A 15,835-nucleotide genomic window follows, 5' to 3' on the forward strand; every position below is an offset into this window, starting at 1 on the left:
GTGGCTGAGGCGGGCGAGGATCGGGACTGGCAGCGCCTGGACAAGTGGCTGTGGTGCGCGCGGGTCGCCAAGACCCGTGCCGCCTGCGCCCGCCTGGTCGAGCAAGGAGGCGTCCGCATCAATCGCCAGCCCACGGTGAAGGCACATGCCAGGCTGCGGCCGGGCGATGTGCTGACCTTCGCGCTAGGCTCGGCGGAGCGCGGGGTGGTGCGGGTCTGGCGGGTGGTGGCGCTGGGTGACCGCCGTGGCCCGGCGCCTGAGGCGCGGCTGCTGTTCGAGGATCTGTCGGCGCCGCCCCCGCCCGAGCCGGAGGCATGATGTGGGCAGAACCGCCTTGCCAGCGGCTCCGCGCCGGGCCATGTCTCGCACCGCAACACCGCCCCTGGGCATCGCCGCCGATGGCGCCTCGCCAGGCCTGAAGGACCGCCTGCCGTGACTTATGTCGTTCTCGAGAATTGCATCAAGTGCAAATACATGGACTGCGTCGAGGTGTGTCCGGTGGACTGCTTCTACGTCGGCGAGAACATGCTGGTCATCCATCCGGACGAGTGCATCGATTGCGGGGTGTGCGAGCCCGAATGCCCGGCCGAGGCCATCGTCCCGGACAGCGATGACCGGGCGGCGGAATACGCCGAACTCAACCGTACCTATGCAGCGGAATGGCCGAACATCACCCGCAAGGGGGAGCCGCCGGCCGATGCCGAGGAATGGAAGGACAAGCCGGGCAAGCGGGCGCTGTTCAGCCCGGAACCTGGCAAACCCTGATTGGGTTCCGGCAACAAATCTGACCAAATGCTGCCCGCCGCCTGTGGCGGGCGCTGGGCGGGCGTGACTCTGCCAAAAAATAATGCTATGCTTTCAATCCGATGGCAGGGCTGGCTGGTGCTGGCTGGTTGCCGCCGGCGGCACCATGGCGGCGTAACGGTAGGACAAGTGAACCGGACGCGTCTTTGGCCGATAAATTGGTCTGGCTGAAGCGTGCTGGCGCGCAGGATGCAGTGTCGGCCACGCTCGGGCAGCGCCGCAGGAGAGTTGTCCGGCATGAAGGCACCCGCCCGCGCCAAAGGCTCGAAGACGAAGCGCCCGGTTTCCGGAAGCGCCCAGGCGCCTTCCCGGCCGGCGGCCAAGGCCAAGCAGGTGGCGCCGCAACGGCGGACCGCGGCTCCGGCCGCCAAGTCGGCGGCGAATCCGGGCACGACCAAAGCTGGCGTAACGAAACCCGCAGTGAAGCCTGCCGCCTCCAAGCCGGCAAGCCCGAAGATCCTGGCTCCGAAGACTGCGGCCCCGAAAGCCCAACCACCGAAATCCGCCGCACCACAGCCTCCGGCTGCGAAAGCCGCGCCAGTGAAACCGGCAACCCCACAACTGGCCGCACCGAAACCCGGTGCCGCTGCCGCCAAGCCCGCATCCGTGAAACCTGCTGCCGACAAGGCGGCGCCCGCGTCGCCTGCGGCTGCGAAACCCGCATCGGACAAGCCCATCCCCGTCAAATCCGCAGCCACCCAACCAGCGCCGGCCAAGCCGACGGAGGCGAAGCCCGCCGCCAGCCCTGCGATCCCGGCGGCCGCGCCGCCGAAGGCGGTCGGCAAGCCGCCCGTCGCCGCCGAGGCCAAATCCGGCGTCCAGCGCCCGGCACCCCGCCCCGGCGGCTTCGCCGAAGCCCAGGCCGCAGCGCCCGTGCCGCCCCCCATGCCGCCCGCCAGCGAGGCCGGCCGTTCCGCCGCCCCCGCCGCACCGCCCCCGGTGCGGCGCGAGGGTCCCTCTTTTCCTCCTCCGAGACAGCCCGCAAAGCCCGTGGAATTCAAGACTGGCGACCATGTCGTCTACCCGACCCATGGGGTCGGCACCGTGCAAGGCATCGAGACCATGTCCGCCGCAGGCCATGCCCTGCAGGTCATCGTCGTCACCTTCGAGGAAAACCGGATGACGCTGCGCGTCCCGGTCGGCAAGGCGGCCTCCTCCGGCCTGCGCAAGCTGACCGCGCCGGACGCCATCAAGGAGGCGCTGGAAACGCTGAAGGGCCGCGCCCGGATCAAGCGGACCATGTGGTCCCGCCGGGCCCAGGAGTATGAGGCGAAGATCAACTCCGGCGATCCGGTGGCGATCGCCGAGGTGGTGCGCGACCTGCACCGCAACGCCGGCCAGCCGGACCAGTCCTTCTCCGAACGGCAGATCTACGAGCAGGCGATGGATCGCCTGGCCGCCGAGGTCGCTGCCATCGACCGCACCGACAAGGTGCAGGCAACGGAGAAGCTATTGGCGCATCTGAAAGCCGGCTGAGCCGCCAGGGTAATGGGTCGGCGGCCCACCTTCATGCACGGGCTTGACCCGCGCATCTGATTTTATCGCAAGAACAGTGACTTAAGGATGGCCGGGTCAAACCCGGCCATTCTGGTCTCCGGACGCGCGCACCGCCGCGGCGTTCCACCGTGCCGGCGCCTATCCGACAACGGATCGCGTTCATGTCTGAACGCTGTTCCGCTGCAGCCTGTTGACTGCGGAACAGATAGGCGCTCCGGGACGTTCACGTCCCCTCCGCGATCCGCCCTATCGCCGCCCCAGCCGGATCCCAAGCGCCACGATCCCGGCGGCCGCCAGCGCCAGTGCCACCGGCGCCCCAAAGCCACCGATCGCCAGCCCGACCAGTACCGGGCCCAGCGACTGCCCGACGTAGAAATGAAAGGCATGCATCGCCACTGCGGAGCCGCGGGCTTCCGGCGCGACCTCCGTCACCCGGGTCTGGATGCTGTTATGGACCATGTAGAAGCCGGTGCCGAGCACCAGCCCGGCGGCGATGAACACCGCCGCCGCCGGGGCCAGGCCGAAAGTCAGCAGCGCCAACCCTGCCAGCCCCCCACCCAGCATCACCATGCGCGACTGGCCGATCCGTCCCAGCACCGGCCGCACCACCGCGGCATAGACGAAGCCGCCGCAGCCGAAGGCGGCGACGGCCAGCCCCGCCTCGAAGGTGGCGCCGGCGGCGCTGGCCAGGCCCTTCGCCTGCAGGATCGGGGCGAAATAGGGAAAGGTGCCGAACACCAGCACGCCCTCGATCAGCACCGCGGCGAACAGCAGCCGCGCCGCTGGCAGACCGAGGATCGCCCGGTAGCGGCCGAGGGCGCGGACCGGCTCGAATCGCCCGCGCGGCTCTGGCGGGCCGCCGAAAGGCACCAGCAGCAGCACCACCGAGGCCAGCAGCGCCACCCCGCCGCACAGCCCGAGCACCCCACGCCAGCCGAGCCAGGGCGCCAGCAACCCGGCCAGCGCGCCGCCGCCGATCTGCCCGCCAATGGCGAAGACCAGCAGCCGGCTGAGCGCGACCTGGCGTTCCTTCAGCGGCACCGCATCGCCGATCGCGGCCAGGGTCAGCGGCATGATACCGCCCGCCGCCGCGCCGGTCAGCGCCCGCAGCACCATCAGCGTGCCAAGGCCGGGGGCGAAGGGTGCCGCCAGGGCGAAGATCGAGAGCAGGAACAGCGACAGCCGCACCACCCGCCGCTTGCCGAGCGCGTCGCCGACCGGCCCGAGGATCGGCTGCACCAGGGCGAAGGGCACGGCATAGGCGCTGGCCAGCAGTGCCACAGTGTCGGTTGAAGAGGCGAATTCCTCGGCCATGGTGGCGACGAACGGGTCGGTGACCCGGCCGCTCAGCGCCCCCGCGAAGCAGGAGATGCCGAGGAGGAGAATGAGGCGCCTGGCGCGCGGCTGCGGTAGAGCGGGGTCAGGCGCCATCGGCGCCACTGTGCACCGCAGCGCGGAAGCCGTCCATCCGTGCCGGGGCCGAGCCTCGGCCCCGGCGCAGGGTTGGGACCCCCGCTCCTCCCTGGACCTACCGGCGCCCGATCAGCCCTGGCCCGGCGTGAATTCCCCGGCGACTTCCATGGTGATCCGCCGCCGCGTCACCCTGTCGCCCCAGACCCGGTCGAATTCGGCGATCAGCCCCGCCATGCCCGGCGAGTCCTGGATCGCCTCCGCCTTCCCCGCATCAGCGAATTCGTAGAAGGCGTAGTGCACGGTCGGATCGGTCAGGCTCCAGCAGCGCCAGCCGCGCAGCGCGCCGAAGGCGGCGACCGCCTCTGGCATATGTTCGGTCTCGTACCAGCGGTCGAAGCGCGGCCGGTCGGCCGCTTCCGCCAGGACCGCGCGCACCATGAGATGGGTCTTTGCCATGGGGTCTCCTCCGCTGCCGAGCCTATCGCGGTGTGTGCTCATATCGGAACGCCAATCCGCCGCAGACCGTTGTTCAGCCTCCGGTCACGCCGGTCTCCCGCACCACCGCGCCCCAGCGCACCCAATCCTCGGCGATGACCTTGGTGTAATGCGCGCGGCTGCCGCCGACCGGATCGGCGCCGAAGGTCTTCACCCGCTCGACCACCTCGGGCAGCTTCAGCACCGCGTCGATCTCGGTGTTCAGCCGGTCGAGGATCGGCGCCGGGGTGCCGCGCGGCGCCATGAAGCCACCCCAGAAGGTCACCTCGTAGCCAGGCAGGGTTTCGGCGAAGGTCGGCACGTTTGGTTGTGTCGGCGAGCGCTGCGCGCTGGTGATGCCGATGGCGCGGATGGTGTTTGATTCCAGCAGTGTGCGCGTGGCGAAGAGGGAATCGCTCGCCACATCGATCTCGCCGCGGACCAGCGCGGTCAGCGACGGGTTGTTGCCGTTGTAGGGCACCAGGGTGAACTCGACGTTGGTCTGCTTCATCAGCACCGCGAGCGACAGGTGGTTGATTCCGCCGACGCCGGGGTGGGAGATGGTGATGCGCCCCGGCCGCTGCCGCCCCAGCTCGATAAGCTCCCCCAGGGTCTTTGCCGGGAAGTCAGGCCGCGAGACCAGCAGCAGCGGCGAGGATTGCGCCATCACCACCGCGTCGAAATCCCGCGTCGGGTCGAGGGTGGAGGTGCGGTTGATCAGCGGCGTGATCAGGGTGGAGGAGGAGGCGTACATCAGCGTGTAGCCATCCGGCGCGGCGCGGGCGACGTATTCGGCGGCCAGCAGCGTACCGGCGCCGGGGCGGTTCTCCACCACGATGGGCGTGCCGGCCATGCGGTCGGTCAGCTTGGCGGCGACCAGCCGGGCCATGATGTCGTTGGCGCCGCCGGAGGCGAAGCCGACGATGATGCGGATCTGGCGGGACGGAAACGCCTGCGCCGCGGCCCGCCGCGGCAGCGCGGCCAATGCCAGCGGCGCGCCCAGCAACGCGCCTCGCCTGCCGATCCCGATCATCGCATCCTCCCGAGCTTAACTGCTTTGGCGGAAGCCTAGCGTAGCGCGGCTGCTACGGAAACCGGCGGGCTGCCGCGCCGCCGCGCGCTCCGTGATCTGGCGCACATCGGCATGGGTGATGCCGGGTACAGGCTGAGGAACCGGCCGGGCAGTTCCCTGCCGGGGATTTCAGCGGAGCATTCACGATGAACGAGCAACAGGCCAGCCAACTGGTCCAGCGGCTCTACGACAGCATCTTCACCATGCTGACCGGATCCTCCGAAGGCGGCCCCGCCGCCTATGATCCGAACAAGACCTTCATCACCCTCAACAAGGGCGGTCAGCTCATCAACCCGGCGGATTTCCGCAACCAATGGTCGCCGGGCAACCTCGACGGCAGCACCGACGCGACCCAGCGCTTCGCCGAGCTGGTGGACGACATCCCGAATTTCTCCACCATCCACACCGCCAGCGGCCGCCGGGTGTCGGAGATCTATCAGCAGCTGCTGCGGGCGACGGTGACCGCCGACGCCACCTCCGACCCGACCAAGCGCAAGGCCTATACCGACGCCTGGAAATTCCTCCACCAGACCATCACCGATGAGGAGACCGGCAAGAAGCGCGAGGTCGATTCCGACCTCGCCACCGACTACGACACCAACCAGGCGTTGTGGCGACAGAAGCAGGGCGAGTTCTTCGCCGCCTTCATGGCGGCGATGGCGACGCCGGAGACCAAGCGCACCTGGCCGATGCTGGCGCCCTCCCTCGCCGGGCCGGTGAAGACCGCCTTCACCAAATGGCGCACCAACAAGGCCGACCAGGTGGAGGCGGCGCGGGCGACCCTGCAGACCTCCGGTGTCGATCAGGTGAAGCGCGCCTTTGCCGATGCGCAATTCGTCTTCGACAGCTACGCCATCGGCACCGAGGGCGGCACCTCGGTCGCCGGCACGCGGCGCAGCACCGCCATGCCATCCAACTGGTTCACCTCGGACAACTTCAACAACTGGCCGACCTACAAGTGGGAGTACAGCAAGTCGGTCACCAACACGAACTCCGACTACACCAGGTACGGTGGCTCCGCGGGGTTCAGCGTGGGCCTGTGGTCCTTCGGCGCCAAAGCCGGAGGCAGCAGCGAGAATTTCCACTCGGACGCCAACGCTGAGCAGGTGAAGCTCGAATACAAATGGGCGCTGGTGAACATCCGGCGGCCATGGATGTCGCCCTTCCTGTTCAGCCTGCCCAACTGGAAGACGGATGTCGCGCGGAAGGGCGGCTTCTCCAACGGCACGCGCAATGGCCAGGGCAATTCGCTCTTCCCGCTGCTGCCAATGGCCTTCCTCGCGGTGAAGGACGTCACCGTCACCGCGAATTTCTCCCAGGCCGAGGTCGATCGCGCGAAGAAGGCGATCAGTGCCGGCGGCAAGGTCGGCTGGGGGCCCTTCTCGGTGGGCGGCAATTACGAGCGTGGCAGCAGCCGCGAGCATGTCGCCGGGACGGTCGGCAATGCCGGCTTCAGGATGCCCGGGGTGCAGATCATCGGCTGGGTGAACCAGATCATGCCCATGTGTCCGCCGGAGTGATGCCCATGCCCGGCCAGGACGGCTTCGTCGACGAACTCTACGCCACCGTCCTGGCCGGCACCGGCCAGGAGAGTGGCGGGGCATCCGGGCAAGGCTACATCTGCCTGGAATGGCCCGGCCTGCCGATCGAGGCGGGCGATTTCGCCAATGCGCTCACCGGGGAGAACCCCGGTGGGTCGCCGGCGGCGCTGGAGGCCTTCTCCACCCTGGTGGATGAGGTGCCGGCGCTGGCGCCGCTCTACACCGAGACCGGGGTGAGCCTCGAATCGGTGTACGGCATGATCCTGATGGCGACGGTGACGGGCGGCGGCGCGGTGGCGCAGGCTTTCGTCGGGGCCCGCGAGAAATTCGAATCCCTGCTGCGGGGGTCGGTCGAGAATGCGCTCGACATGTACCACCCCTCCTATGCGCAGCCGCGGACCTGGGCCGATCCGGCGGGCGCGGGTGGCTGGGTGAAGGTGGAGATCGGCGGGGGCGTGCCGGCACCGCCGCCGCCGCCGATCCTGCACACCCTGCCCATCGGCCTGACCAAGGCGGCCTGGCGCTTCAGTGGCGAGACGCCGCCGGTCGTGGTGCGGCCGAAGCCCGAGGTGATGCTGCGGCCGAAGCCGGCCGCGTCGCTGAGCGTCACCACGGCGCTACGGCCCGGCCTGGCGGCGCGGGCCAGGGCGGCGCCGCTTGCCGCCGCGCCACAGGCGACGTTGGTGAAATCGGTGGCGCGGCTGCCGCCGGCCTTGCAGGCGACGCGGCTCTCCACCGCGACCCTGCGGCCGGCGGCGCTGCCCACGGCGATGGCGGCGCCGTCGAGCGCCACGATGCGGGCCGCGGTGCAGCCGGAGGTGCTGAGGAAGCTCGGCACGGTGGTGGCGCAGAAGCCGCCGCCGATCCGGGCGCCGGTGGAACAGCCCACCGGCTCCACCGGCCTGAAGGCGACGCTGCAGATGATGCAGATCGGCATCAAGCGGCCGTGGTTCGACCCGCTGGTGATGCGGCTGCCAGGGTGGTCGCTGGAGGGCATCCCTTCCGGCTTCTTCTCCAACGGCCAGCCGGATGCCGACCCCGGGCTGTGCCCGCTGGTGCCGACCTCGATCATCGCGATCCGCGACGTCCGCATCACCGGCAGCTGGACCGATGCCGACCGCACGGCGGCGGGGAAGGCGGTGACCGGTGGCGCCCAGGCCAGCAGGCAGGCCGCCTTCGGTCCCTTCACCCTGGCGGCGGGCGGCCGGGTACAGGGGCGGTTCGACGGCTCGACGCTGACGATCCCAGGAATGCAGATCATCGCCTGGGTCTGCAGCCGGATGCCGATGCTGCCACCCTGAGTGGCGCCGGGGCGGCATGCATGTGCCGTCCCGGCGAACCACCCTACGGCAGCGCCTGCAGCCGCCGCTCGACCATTCCCCGCCACGGCGCCCCCTCCGGCGCATCGGCGAGCAGCGCGCGCCAGGCGCCGCGGGCGTTCTCCGGCCGGCCGGCGCGTTCCTCGGCGAGGCCGGAGAGGAAGCGCAGGCCGACATGCCGCGGCGCGCGCGGCAGGCTTTCCGCCAGCAGAAGCGCCGCCTCCTCGGTCCTGCCGTCCTCCAGCAGCACCTGAGCGAGCTGGCCGGCCAGCTCGGCGTCGAACTGCCCGGCCAGCGCCCGGCGATAGGCCTCGGCGGCGGCGGCGAGTTGGCCGCGGCTGCGCTCGGCATTGCCGAGCAGGGCCCAGCCCTCCCGCGCCTGCGGGCTCTCCGGCGGCAGCTGGCTGAGCCGGGCGCGCAGCATCGCCAGCACCTCATCGTCGCGCGCCGCCACCTGCTGGCGCAGGGAATAGGGCGCCGAGGGCATCTCGGGTTCGCCCTTCGGCAGGTAGATCGCCAGCGCCAACAGCGGCACCGCTGCCAGCAGCGCGCCGATCGCCCAGCCGCCACGGTGGGGCTGCGGCGGCCGTGCCTCGGGCGTCTCCTCCGGCGCTGCCAGCAACCGGCGCTGCAATTCCAGCAGCGCGGCGCGATGCGCCTCGGCGTCCAGCCGTCCGGCCTCGCGCTCGCGCTCCAGCTCGATCCGCTGCGCCTCGTAGAGGGTCACGTCGGCCTCGCGCCGGCCGCGGGCGCGGGCCGGGCGAAGCAGGGTGATGGCGAGCGGCAGCAGCGTCGCCGCGGCGGCGAGGCCGAGCAGCAGCCAGAAGGGCAGGGCGGTCACGCGGAGGGACGGTCCTTCAGCCTGGCCTCGAGCCGCGCCTGCTCGGCGGCGGAGAGCGCCTCGGGCGGGGCGGTGGCGGCGGCGCGGCGGCGCATCGCCAGGATCAGCAGCAGCCCGCCGCCGAGCGCCACCACCGGCGCGCCCCAGAGCAGCGCCGTCGCCAGCTTGAACGGCGGCCGCAGCAGGACGAAATCGCCGTAGCGGTCGTGCAGGAAGCGCATCACCTCGCTGTCGCTCCGCCCGGCTGCGACCTGTTCGCGGACGATGCGGCGAAGGTCGCGGGCCAGGTCGGCGTCGCTGTCCTCGATCGACTGGTTCTGGCAGACCATGCAGCGCAGCTCGCGGCCGATGGCGCGGGCGCGCTCCTCCTGCGCCGGGTCGCGGAGCTGTTCCGCCGGATCGCCGATGGCGGCCATGGCGGGGGCCGTCAGCAGCAGCAGCAGGGCCAGCAGGGGTGCGCGCAGGCTCATGCGTAGCGGCGCAGCAGCGGCTGAAGCTCGGCGCGCAGCGTGTCCTCGGTAAGCGGGCCAGCCCAGCGCCAGCGGATGATGCCCTCCTTGTCGATCAGATAGGTTTCCGGCACGCCGTAGAGCCCCCAGTCGATGGCGACGCGGCCGGGCTGGTCGACGCCGAGCCGGGCATAGGGATTGCCATGGCGACGCAGGAAGTTTTGCGAATCGTCCGGCTTGTCCTTGTAGGCGATGCCGAAGACCGGCACCCCGGCGCGCGAGAGCTGCATCAGCTGCGGATGCTCGATGACACAGGGCATGCACCAGGAGGCGAAGAAATTCACCAGCACCGGCCTTGCGGCGCCGCGCAGATCGGCGGCGGAGAGCGCTGGCCGATCGGCGCCTTCCAGCGGCGGCAGGGCGAAGTCGGGCGGCGCCTTGCCGATGAGGGCGGAGGGCACACCGCGCGGGTTGTAGCTGCCGGTGCCCATGCCGCGCAGCATGGCGAGGAACCCCACGCCGGCCCCGGCGGCGACGCCGAGCGGCGCCAGCAGCAGCAGCCGGCGGCGCCATGGGTTGCGCGGTGCTGCGATGGGGGCCTGTCCGGTCGCGCTCATGCCTGCGCCGCCTTGCCCATCCCTGGGGCCGCCAGCTTCGCCGCCGGCGCGGCGACGCGCATCCGCCGGTCGCTCAGCGAGAGGCCGCCACCCAGCGCCATGATGGCGGCGCCGGTCCAGATCCAGGGCGCCAGCGGGTTGTGGTGGAGGCGAAGGATTGCAGCGCCGTCGCGCTCCTCGCCCAGCACCACGTAGAGGTCGGACAGAACAGTGGTGTGGATGGCGGCCTCCGTCGTGGTCATGCGGCCGACGGGGAAGGTACGGCGGTCCGGCTCCAGCACGGTGACCAGCGCGCCGTCGCGGCGGATCTCGACGGTGGCGCGGCGGGCGGTCCAGTTCGGGCCGGTGACGTCGCGCACCGCATCCAGGCGGAACTCATAGCCGGCGAGGCGGGTGGTCTCGCCCGGCTTCAGCGCGGCAAGCATATCCGTTGCGATGCCCATGCCGGCGAGGCCGAGCACGGTGACGCCAAGCCCGGCATGCCCCACCGCCGCGCCCCAGGCGGCGCGTGGCAGCCCCTTCGCCCGCCCCCAGGCGGCGCGCGGCCGGCTGAACAGCGCGGTGCGGTCGGCGATGTCCGCGGCGGCGCCGGCGATCAGCCACACCGCCGCGGCGAAGCCGAGCGCCGGGCCGATCCGCGCGCCGGAGAGCGCCAGGCACAGCAGGAAGGCGGCCAGCGCGCCGAGCGCGACCCACCACAGCCGCTGGATCGCCGGGAAGAGCCGCGCCCGCTTCCAGGGCAGCAGCGGCCCGACCGCCATGGCACCGATCAGCGGCGCCGCCAGCGGCAGGGTGGCGGTGTTGAAGAAGGGCGGCCCGACCGAGATTTTTTCCGAGAGCAGCAGGTCGGCGAACATCGGATAGAGCGTGCCGACCAGCACCACGGCGGCGATCGAGCAGAGCAGCAGGTTGTTCATCACCAGCGCGCCCTCCCGCGACAGCGGGGCAAAGATGCCGGTCGGGGTCATGGAAGCGGCGCGCCAGGCGAACAGCGCGAAGCCGCCGCCGATGAAAGCCGCCAGCAGGGCGAGGATGACCACGCCGCGCTCCGGGTCGTTGGCGAAGGCATGGACGCTGTTCAGCACACCGGAGCGCACCAGGAAGGTGCCGAGCAGCGACATCCCGAAGGCCAGCAGCGCGAGGAACACTGTCCAGGTCTTCAGCGCCTCCCGCTTCTCGACGACGATCGCGCTGTGCAGCAGGGCGCAGCCGGCGAGCCAGGGCAGCAGCGAGGCATTCTCCACCGGATCCCAGAACCAGTAGCCGCCCCAGCCCAACTCGTAATAGGCCCACCAGGAGCCGAGGGCGATGCCGAGGGTCAGCAGGCTCCAGGCCGCGAGCGCCCAGGGCCGCACCCAGCGCCCCCAGGCGGCATCGACCCTGCCCTCGATCAGCGCGGCGACCGCGAAGGCATAGGTCACGGCGAAGCCGACATAGCCGAGGTAGAGCAGCGGCGGATGGAAGGCGAGGCCGGGGTCCTGCAGGATCGGGTTCAGCCCCTGGCCATCCACCGGCGGCGGCCAGACCCGGTCGAAGGGGTTGGAGGTGGCCAGGATGAAGCCGAGGAAGCCGGCGCCGACCAGCGCCAGCACCGCCAGCACCCGCGCCTGCAACGCCGAGGGCAGGTTGCCGCCGAAGCCCGCGACGGCGCCGCCGCAGAGCGCCAGGATCAGCACCCAGAGGACCATCGAGCCCTCATGGTTCCCCCAGGTGCCGGAGATCTTGTAGAGCAGCGGCTTCGCCGAATGGCTGTTCTGCACGACATTCGCCACGGTGGTGTCGTTCACCACGTAGCTCCACATCAGGCAGCCGAAGGCGAGGCCGACCGCGACCAGCACGCCGGCGGCGAGCGGCCCTGCGGCGGCCATCAGCCGCGCCTCGGCACGCTGCGCGCCGATGAAGCCGACCGCCGCCTGGGCCAGCGAGAGCGCCAGCGCCAGGGCGAGGACGAAATGGCCGAGTTCGGGGATCACGCGCCGCTCCGTGCCGCCTGGGTCATGACCCGTTCCGGGGGCGGCTGCGCTCCGGCTCAAGGGTATTCCAGCTTGCCGCCGGAGGCGCCGCGCCCTCGGCCGGGTTCCAGTGGCCGCTGCGCTTCAGCGCATCGGCGACCTCGGGCGGCATGTAGGTCTCATCGTGCCGGGCCAGCACCTCGGAGGCGCGGAAGACGCCATCCGGGCCGAGCTTGCCGAGGGTGACAACGCCCTGGCCCTCGCGGAACAGGTCGGGCAGCACGCCGGTGTAGGTGACGCTGACCGCATGGGCGCCATCGGTGACGCGGAACCGCGCCGCGGGGCGGCCGTCGGCCGCAGTCTCCCGTGCCACGCTGCCGGCCTCGACCAGGCCGCCGAGGCGGAAGGCGCGGTCCGGTGTCGGCGCCGCCTGGGCGATGTCGCTCGGCGAGCGGAAGAACACCAGATTGTCCTGGAAGGCGGTGAGGGTCAGGGCGGTAGCGCTGCCGAGCCCAAGCCCACACAGCAGCAGCAGCCAGAGCCGGCGACGCTTGCGGGTCATGCCGCGTCGCCCCGGGCCCGGCCGGCGCGTGGGTCGAGCAGCGCCAGCCGGCGCCTGGCCGCTGCATGCCGCAGCACGCTGGCCAGCGCCATGGCGGCGAAGCCGCCGAGCACCAGCGCGTACCCCGCCGCCACATGCGCCCAGTGCAATGACATGCCTACCCCGCCTCCGCCCGCCGCGCCGCCGCAAGCTGCAGCGCGCGGATCCGCCGTTCCATCACCGCCGCCCTGGTCCGCGCCAGCACCAGCGCCGCGAAGGCCAGGGTGAAGCCGAGGCCGCAGACCAGCAGCGGGTAGAGGATGTCGACATGCAGCCCCGGCGCATTGATCCTGGTCACGCTGGCCGGCTGATGCAGGGTGTTCCACCAATCGACCGAGAATTTGACCACCGGCAGGTTCACGGCTCCGATCAGCGCCAGGATCGCCCCCATCCGCGCGCCGCGTTCGGTGTCGTCGAAGGCGCGCACCAGCGCGGCATGGCCGAGCCACAGGAAGAACAGCACAAGCACGCTGGTCAGCCGCGCATCCCAGACCCACCAGGTGCCCCACATCGGCTTGCCCCAGAGGCTGCCGGTGGCAAGGCAAAGCGCGGTGGCGGCGGCGCCGACCGGCGACAACTCCCGGCAGGCGAGGTCGGCCAGCGGGTGGCGCCAGACGAGTGCCAGGACGGAGCCGATGGCGAGGCCGACATAGCCGCCCATCGCCAGCCAGGCCATGGGCACATGGATGTAGAGCAGCCGCACCGTCTCGCCCTGTTGCCAATCCGGCGGGGAGAAGATCAAGGCCCAGGGCAGCCCGACCGCCAGCACCGCCAGGGCGGCGGCGGTCAGCCAGGGCAGCACGCGCCCGGACAGCCGCAGGAAGCGACCCGGGTTGGCGAAACGGTGCAGCGAGCCGCCCCGGGGCAGGAGGCTGGCGGCTAGCGGCGGTAGGTTGGCGGTGTCCACACCCCCAAACTAGGGCCAGATCGCCACGGATTGAAGCATCCGCCGCGCGCGGTAACCTGCCGATACGGTTGCAGGGGCGAATCATGGCGTATTGGCTGGTGAAGAGTGAACCCGACGCATTCTCCTGGGACCAGCAGATGGCCAATGGCATCGAGCCCTGGACCGGGGTGCGCAACGCCCTGGCCGCCAGCAACCTGCGCGCCATGGCCAAGGGTGACCGCGCCTTCTTCTACCATTCCAATATCGGCAAGGAGATCGTCGGCATCGTCCAGGTGGTGCGCACCGCCTATCCTGACCCCTCCGACGAAACCGGCCGCTGGGTCTGCGTCGATGTGAAGGCGGTGCGGCCGGTGCCGAAGCCGGTGACCCTGGCCGCCATCAAGGCGGAGCCGGCGCTGGCCGAGCTGGCGCTGGTGCGGCAGTCAAGGCTTTCGGTCATGCCGGTCAGCGAGGAACATTGGACGATGCTATGCCGGATGGGCGGCATCCGGGTGAGGTGACGCCGACGGGCCGGATGCGAACCCGGCACCTGTTGCCGCTGTTCTGGCATGCTTGCCCGGAGGGAGGAGACGGCGATGCGGCTTGAAGGGTCCTGCCACTGCGGCGCGGTCACGTTCCGGCTGGAGAGCCGCCACCCCTACCCTTACCAGCGCTGCTACTGCTCCATCTGCCGCAAGACGCAGGGCGGTGGCGGCTATGCCATCAACCTCGGCGGCGATGCGGATAGCCTGCGCGTCACCGGCCGCAAGAATATCTCGGTCTACCATGCCAGGATGAAGGAGGAGGGCGAGGCGCGGGCGCATCGCAGCCCGGCGGAGCGGCATTTCTGCAGCCGCTGCGGCAGCGCCCTGTGGCTCTATGACCCGCGCTGGCCGGAATTGATCCACCCCTTCGCCTCGGCGATCGATACGCCCTTGCCGGAAGCCCCGGACTCCACGCACATCATGCTGGCGTTCAAGGCGCCCTGGGTGGTGGTCGAAGCCGGTCCGAAGGACCGGCAGCACGACCAGTATCCCGAGGAGAGCATCGCCGAATGGCATGAGCGGCATGGCCTGGGGACCACCGAGGGGGCGTGATGGCGGAGGCGGATGCGGCGGAGCGGGTGCTCTGCCGGTTGGAAGACATCCCGGAGGGCGCGGCGCGCGGCTTTCCCGCGGCGCCTGGCGGCTTCACCGGGCTGTTCGCGGTGCGGCGGGGCGAGCAGGTCTTCGTCTACGTTAATTCCTGCCCGCATATCGGCCTGCCGCTGGAGCCCCTGCCGGACCGGTTCCTGGATACGAAGAAGCAGGTGATCATCTGCTCGGCGCATGGCGCCCGCTTCCGGATCGAGGACGGCATCTGCATCACCGGCCCCTGCATCGGCGAGGCGCTGGAGAGCGTGCCGGTGCGGATCGAGGACGGCCGGGTGGTGGTGCCGGCCGACGCCGGGCTTTAACGTTCCGTACCAGACCGTTGCACGGTTTCGGGACCGGATTGTGTCTCCAGCCCGGTCCGCCTGGACCGGAGCGGGAACAGCCTTAAATTCACCATCTTAATTGATGGCTTAATTGATGGCAACCTCCACTCGTTCCGAAGCGTTTCACCGGCCTCATCCGACACGTCCGGATGCAACAGCCGAGGAGGCCATCGCACTCATGACCAATCGCCAGCAACTGCTCGCCATGACCGCTGCCGCCGGGCTGCTCGCCCTGCCTGTGATGGCCCAGCAGGGCGGTAGTTCGGGCGGCGGCAGTTCGATGCAGCCGCAGACCACCCAGGACTCGCCCACCGTGCGCGGCGGGCCGAACAGCACCACCCAGGCGCAGCCGCGCGATGCCTCCGGCGGCACCATGGCGCAGCGGGACGGCACCCCAGGCAACCCGCCCAGCACCGCGACTCAGCGCGGCGCCGATGCGGTGACCGGCAACCGCACCCCGCCGGATGGTACGCCCGGCAACCCACCCGGCACCGCCGCCGGCCGTGCCCTGGGCACCACCGACAATGCGAGCGGCGCCGGCGCCACGACCGGCCCGCTGGCGGTGGACAGCGCCGCGGTACGCAATGGCCGCCGTGCCAGCAAGGTGATCGGTGCCAATGTCTACAACGAGAACAACGAGAGCATCGGCGAGGTCGACGACATCATCATCCCGCCGGGCGGCGCCCCGGTGGCGGTGATCTCGGTCGGCGGCTTCCTCGGTATCGGTGCGAAGCTGGTGGCGGTGCCCTATGAGCGGCTGCAGAACACCAACAGCAGCCGCTGGACCCTGAGCGGCGCCACGAAGGACAGCCTGACCAGCCTGCCGACCTTCAGCTACGACGCGGCGGCGGAGCGACGCGGGTAGCGGAGAGCGGCCCTTTGCGTCATGGCC

Annotated in this window: 19 protein-coding genes; 9 read left to right on the top strand and 10 right to left on the bottom strand. The window is 70.8% G+C overall.

From position 1 onward, the window contains the following. The 3 genes from H7965_RS03665 to H7965_RS03675 all read left to right on the top strand — a co-directional run bounded on the left by H7965_RS03665 (window position 1) and on the right by H7965_RS03675 (window position 2,280). Window positions 1–318 carry an RNA-binding S4 domain-containing protein gene (locus tag H7965_RS03665; RefSeq protein ID WP_186769185.1) on the top strand — a complete coding sequence of 106 codons (318 nt, stop codon included), beginning with the start codon at window positions 1–3 and terminating at the stop codon, window positions 316–318. 114 nt (window positions 319–432) lie between these two features. Further along, the gene (gene fdxA / locus H7965_RS03670; protein WP_186769186.1) at window positions 433–765 is read left to right on the top strand and encodes a ferredoxin FdxA; all 333 of its coding nucleotides are present in this window, start codon (window positions 433–435) and stop codon (window positions 763–765) included. Window positions 766–1,794: 1,029 nt separating this feature from the next. After that, window positions 1,795–2,280, top strand: coding sequence for a CarD family transcriptional regulator (locus tag H7965_RS03675; RefSeq protein WP_315898677.1), 486 nt, complete (start codon window positions 1,795–1,797; stop codon window positions 2,278–2,280). Window positions 2,281–2,547: 267 nt separating this feature from the next. Here H7965_RS03675 and H7965_RS03680 read toward each other — a convergent pair whose 3' ends face one another. From H7965_RS03680 to H7965_RS03690, 3 genes are all read right to left on the bottom strand, one after another. Beyond that, entirely contained in the window at window positions 2,548–3,732 is a 1,185-nt protein-coding gene (locus H7965_RS03680) for an MFS transporter (RefSeq protein WP_186769187.1), read from the bottom strand. Window positions 3,733–3,843: 111 nt separating this feature from the next. Then, complete coding sequence (locus H7965_RS03685) at window positions 3,844–4,170, bottom strand: hypothetical protein (RefSeq protein WP_186769188.1); 327 nt, start codon at window positions 4,168–4,170, stop codon at window positions 3,844–3,846. 73 nt (window positions 4,171–4,243) lie between these two features. Then, window positions 4,244–5,221: a Bug family tripartite tricarboxylate transporter substrate binding protein gene (locus tag H7965_RS03690; RefSeq protein WP_186769189.1), complete on the bottom strand. Its 978-nt coding sequence runs from the start codon at window positions 5,219–5,221 to the stop codon at window positions 4,244–4,246. 185 nt (window positions 5,222–5,406) lie between these two features. Between H7965_RS03690 and H7965_RS03695 the strand changes: the two genes are divergently transcribed. Continuing rightward, entirely contained in the window at window positions 5,407–6,780 is a 1,374-nt protein-coding gene (locus H7965_RS03695; protein WP_186769190.1) for a hypothetical protein, read from the top strand. Window positions 6,781–6,785: 5 nt separating this feature from the next. After that, complete coding sequence (locus tag H7965_RS03700) at window positions 6,786–8,102, top strand: hypothetical protein (RefSeq protein ID WP_186769191.1); 1,317 nt, start codon at window positions 6,786–6,788, stop codon at window positions 8,100–8,102. Window positions 8,103–8,145: 43 nt separating this feature from the next. Here H7965_RS03700 and ccmI read toward each other — a convergent pair whose 3' ends face one another. From ccmI to H7965_RS03735, 7 genes are read right to left on the bottom strand one after another with little or no spacing between them, the layout of a single operon-like run. Further along, window positions 8,146–8,961, bottom strand: coding sequence for a c-type cytochrome biogenesis protein CcmI (gene ccmI, locus H7965_RS03705; protein WP_186769192.1), 816 nt, complete (start codon window positions 8,959–8,961; stop codon window positions 8,146–8,148). Then, window positions 8,958–9,431: a cytochrome c-type biogenesis protein gene (locus H7965_RS03710; protein ID WP_186769193.1), complete on the bottom strand. Its 474-nt coding sequence runs from the start codon at window positions 9,429–9,431 to the stop codon at window positions 8,958–8,960. The genes ccmI and H7965_RS03710 overlap by 4 nt, the downstream gene beginning before the upstream one ends. Further along, a complete protein-coding gene (locus H7965_RS03715; protein ID WP_186769194.1) occupies window positions 9,428–10,027 on the bottom strand; it encodes a DsbE family thiol:disulfide interchange protein in 600 nt (199 codons plus the stop codon). The genes H7965_RS03710 and H7965_RS03715 overlap by 4 nt, the downstream gene beginning before the upstream one ends. Continuing rightward, entirely contained in the window at window positions 10,024–12,000 is a 1,977-nt protein-coding gene (locus tag H7965_RS03720) for a heme lyase CcmF/NrfE family subunit (protein WP_186769195.1), read from the bottom strand. The genes H7965_RS03715 and H7965_RS03720 overlap by 4 nt, the downstream gene beginning before the upstream one ends. A 22-nt stretch (window positions 12,001–12,022) precedes the next feature. Further along, window positions 12,023–12,541: a cytochrome c maturation protein CcmE gene (gene ccmE / locus H7965_RS03725; RefSeq protein ID WP_186769196.1), complete on the bottom strand. Its 519-nt coding sequence runs from the start codon at window positions 12,539–12,541 to the stop codon at window positions 12,023–12,025. Next, a complete protein-coding gene (locus H7965_RS03730; protein WP_186769197.1) occupies window positions 12,538–12,696 on the bottom strand; it encodes a hypothetical protein in 159 nt (52 codons plus the stop codon). The genes ccmE and H7965_RS03730 overlap by 4 nt, the downstream gene beginning before the upstream one ends. A 2-nt stretch (window positions 12,697–12,698) precedes the next feature. Further along, a complete protein-coding gene (locus H7965_RS03735) occupies window positions 12,699–13,487 on the bottom strand; it encodes a heme ABC transporter permease (protein ID WP_186769198.1) in 789 nt (262 codons plus the stop codon). Between the two features lie 83 nt (window positions 13,488–13,570). On the opposite strand from H7965_RS03735, the gene H7965_RS03740 reads away from it, so the two are divergent. The 4 genes from H7965_RS03740 (at window position 13,571) to H7965_RS03755 (ending at window position 15,808) form a co-directional block, all read left to right on the top strand. After that, complete coding sequence (locus H7965_RS03740) at window positions 13,571–13,987, top strand: EVE domain-containing protein (RefSeq protein WP_186769199.1); 417 nt, start codon at window positions 13,571–13,573, stop codon at window positions 13,985–13,987. Window positions 13,988–14,062: 75 nt separating this feature from the next. After that, entirely contained in the window at window positions 14,063–14,563 is a 501-nt protein-coding gene (locus tag H7965_RS03745) for a GFA family protein (RefSeq protein WP_186769200.1), read from the top strand. Further along, window positions 14,563–14,922 carry a Rieske (2Fe-2S) protein gene (locus tag H7965_RS03750; RefSeq protein ID WP_186769201.1) on the top strand — a complete coding sequence of 120 codons (360 nt, stop codon included), beginning with the start codon at window positions 14,563–14,565 and terminating at the stop codon, window positions 14,920–14,922. The genes H7965_RS03745 and H7965_RS03750 overlap by 1 nt, the downstream gene beginning before the upstream one ends. A gap of 199 nt (window positions 14,923–15,121) precedes the next feature. Continuing rightward, the gene (locus H7965_RS03755; RefSeq protein WP_186769202.1) at window positions 15,122–15,808 is read left to right on the top strand and encodes a PRC-barrel domain-containing protein; all 687 of its coding nucleotides are present in this window, start codon (window positions 15,122–15,124) and stop codon (window positions 15,806–15,808) included. Window positions 15,809–15,835 lie beyond the last annotated feature (27 nt).

This window comes from Siccirubricoccus deserti (genome assembly GCF_014283215.1).
GTDB lineage: Bacteria > Pseudomonadota > Alphaproteobacteria > Acetobacterales > Acetobacteraceae > Siccirubricoccus > Siccirubricoccus deserti.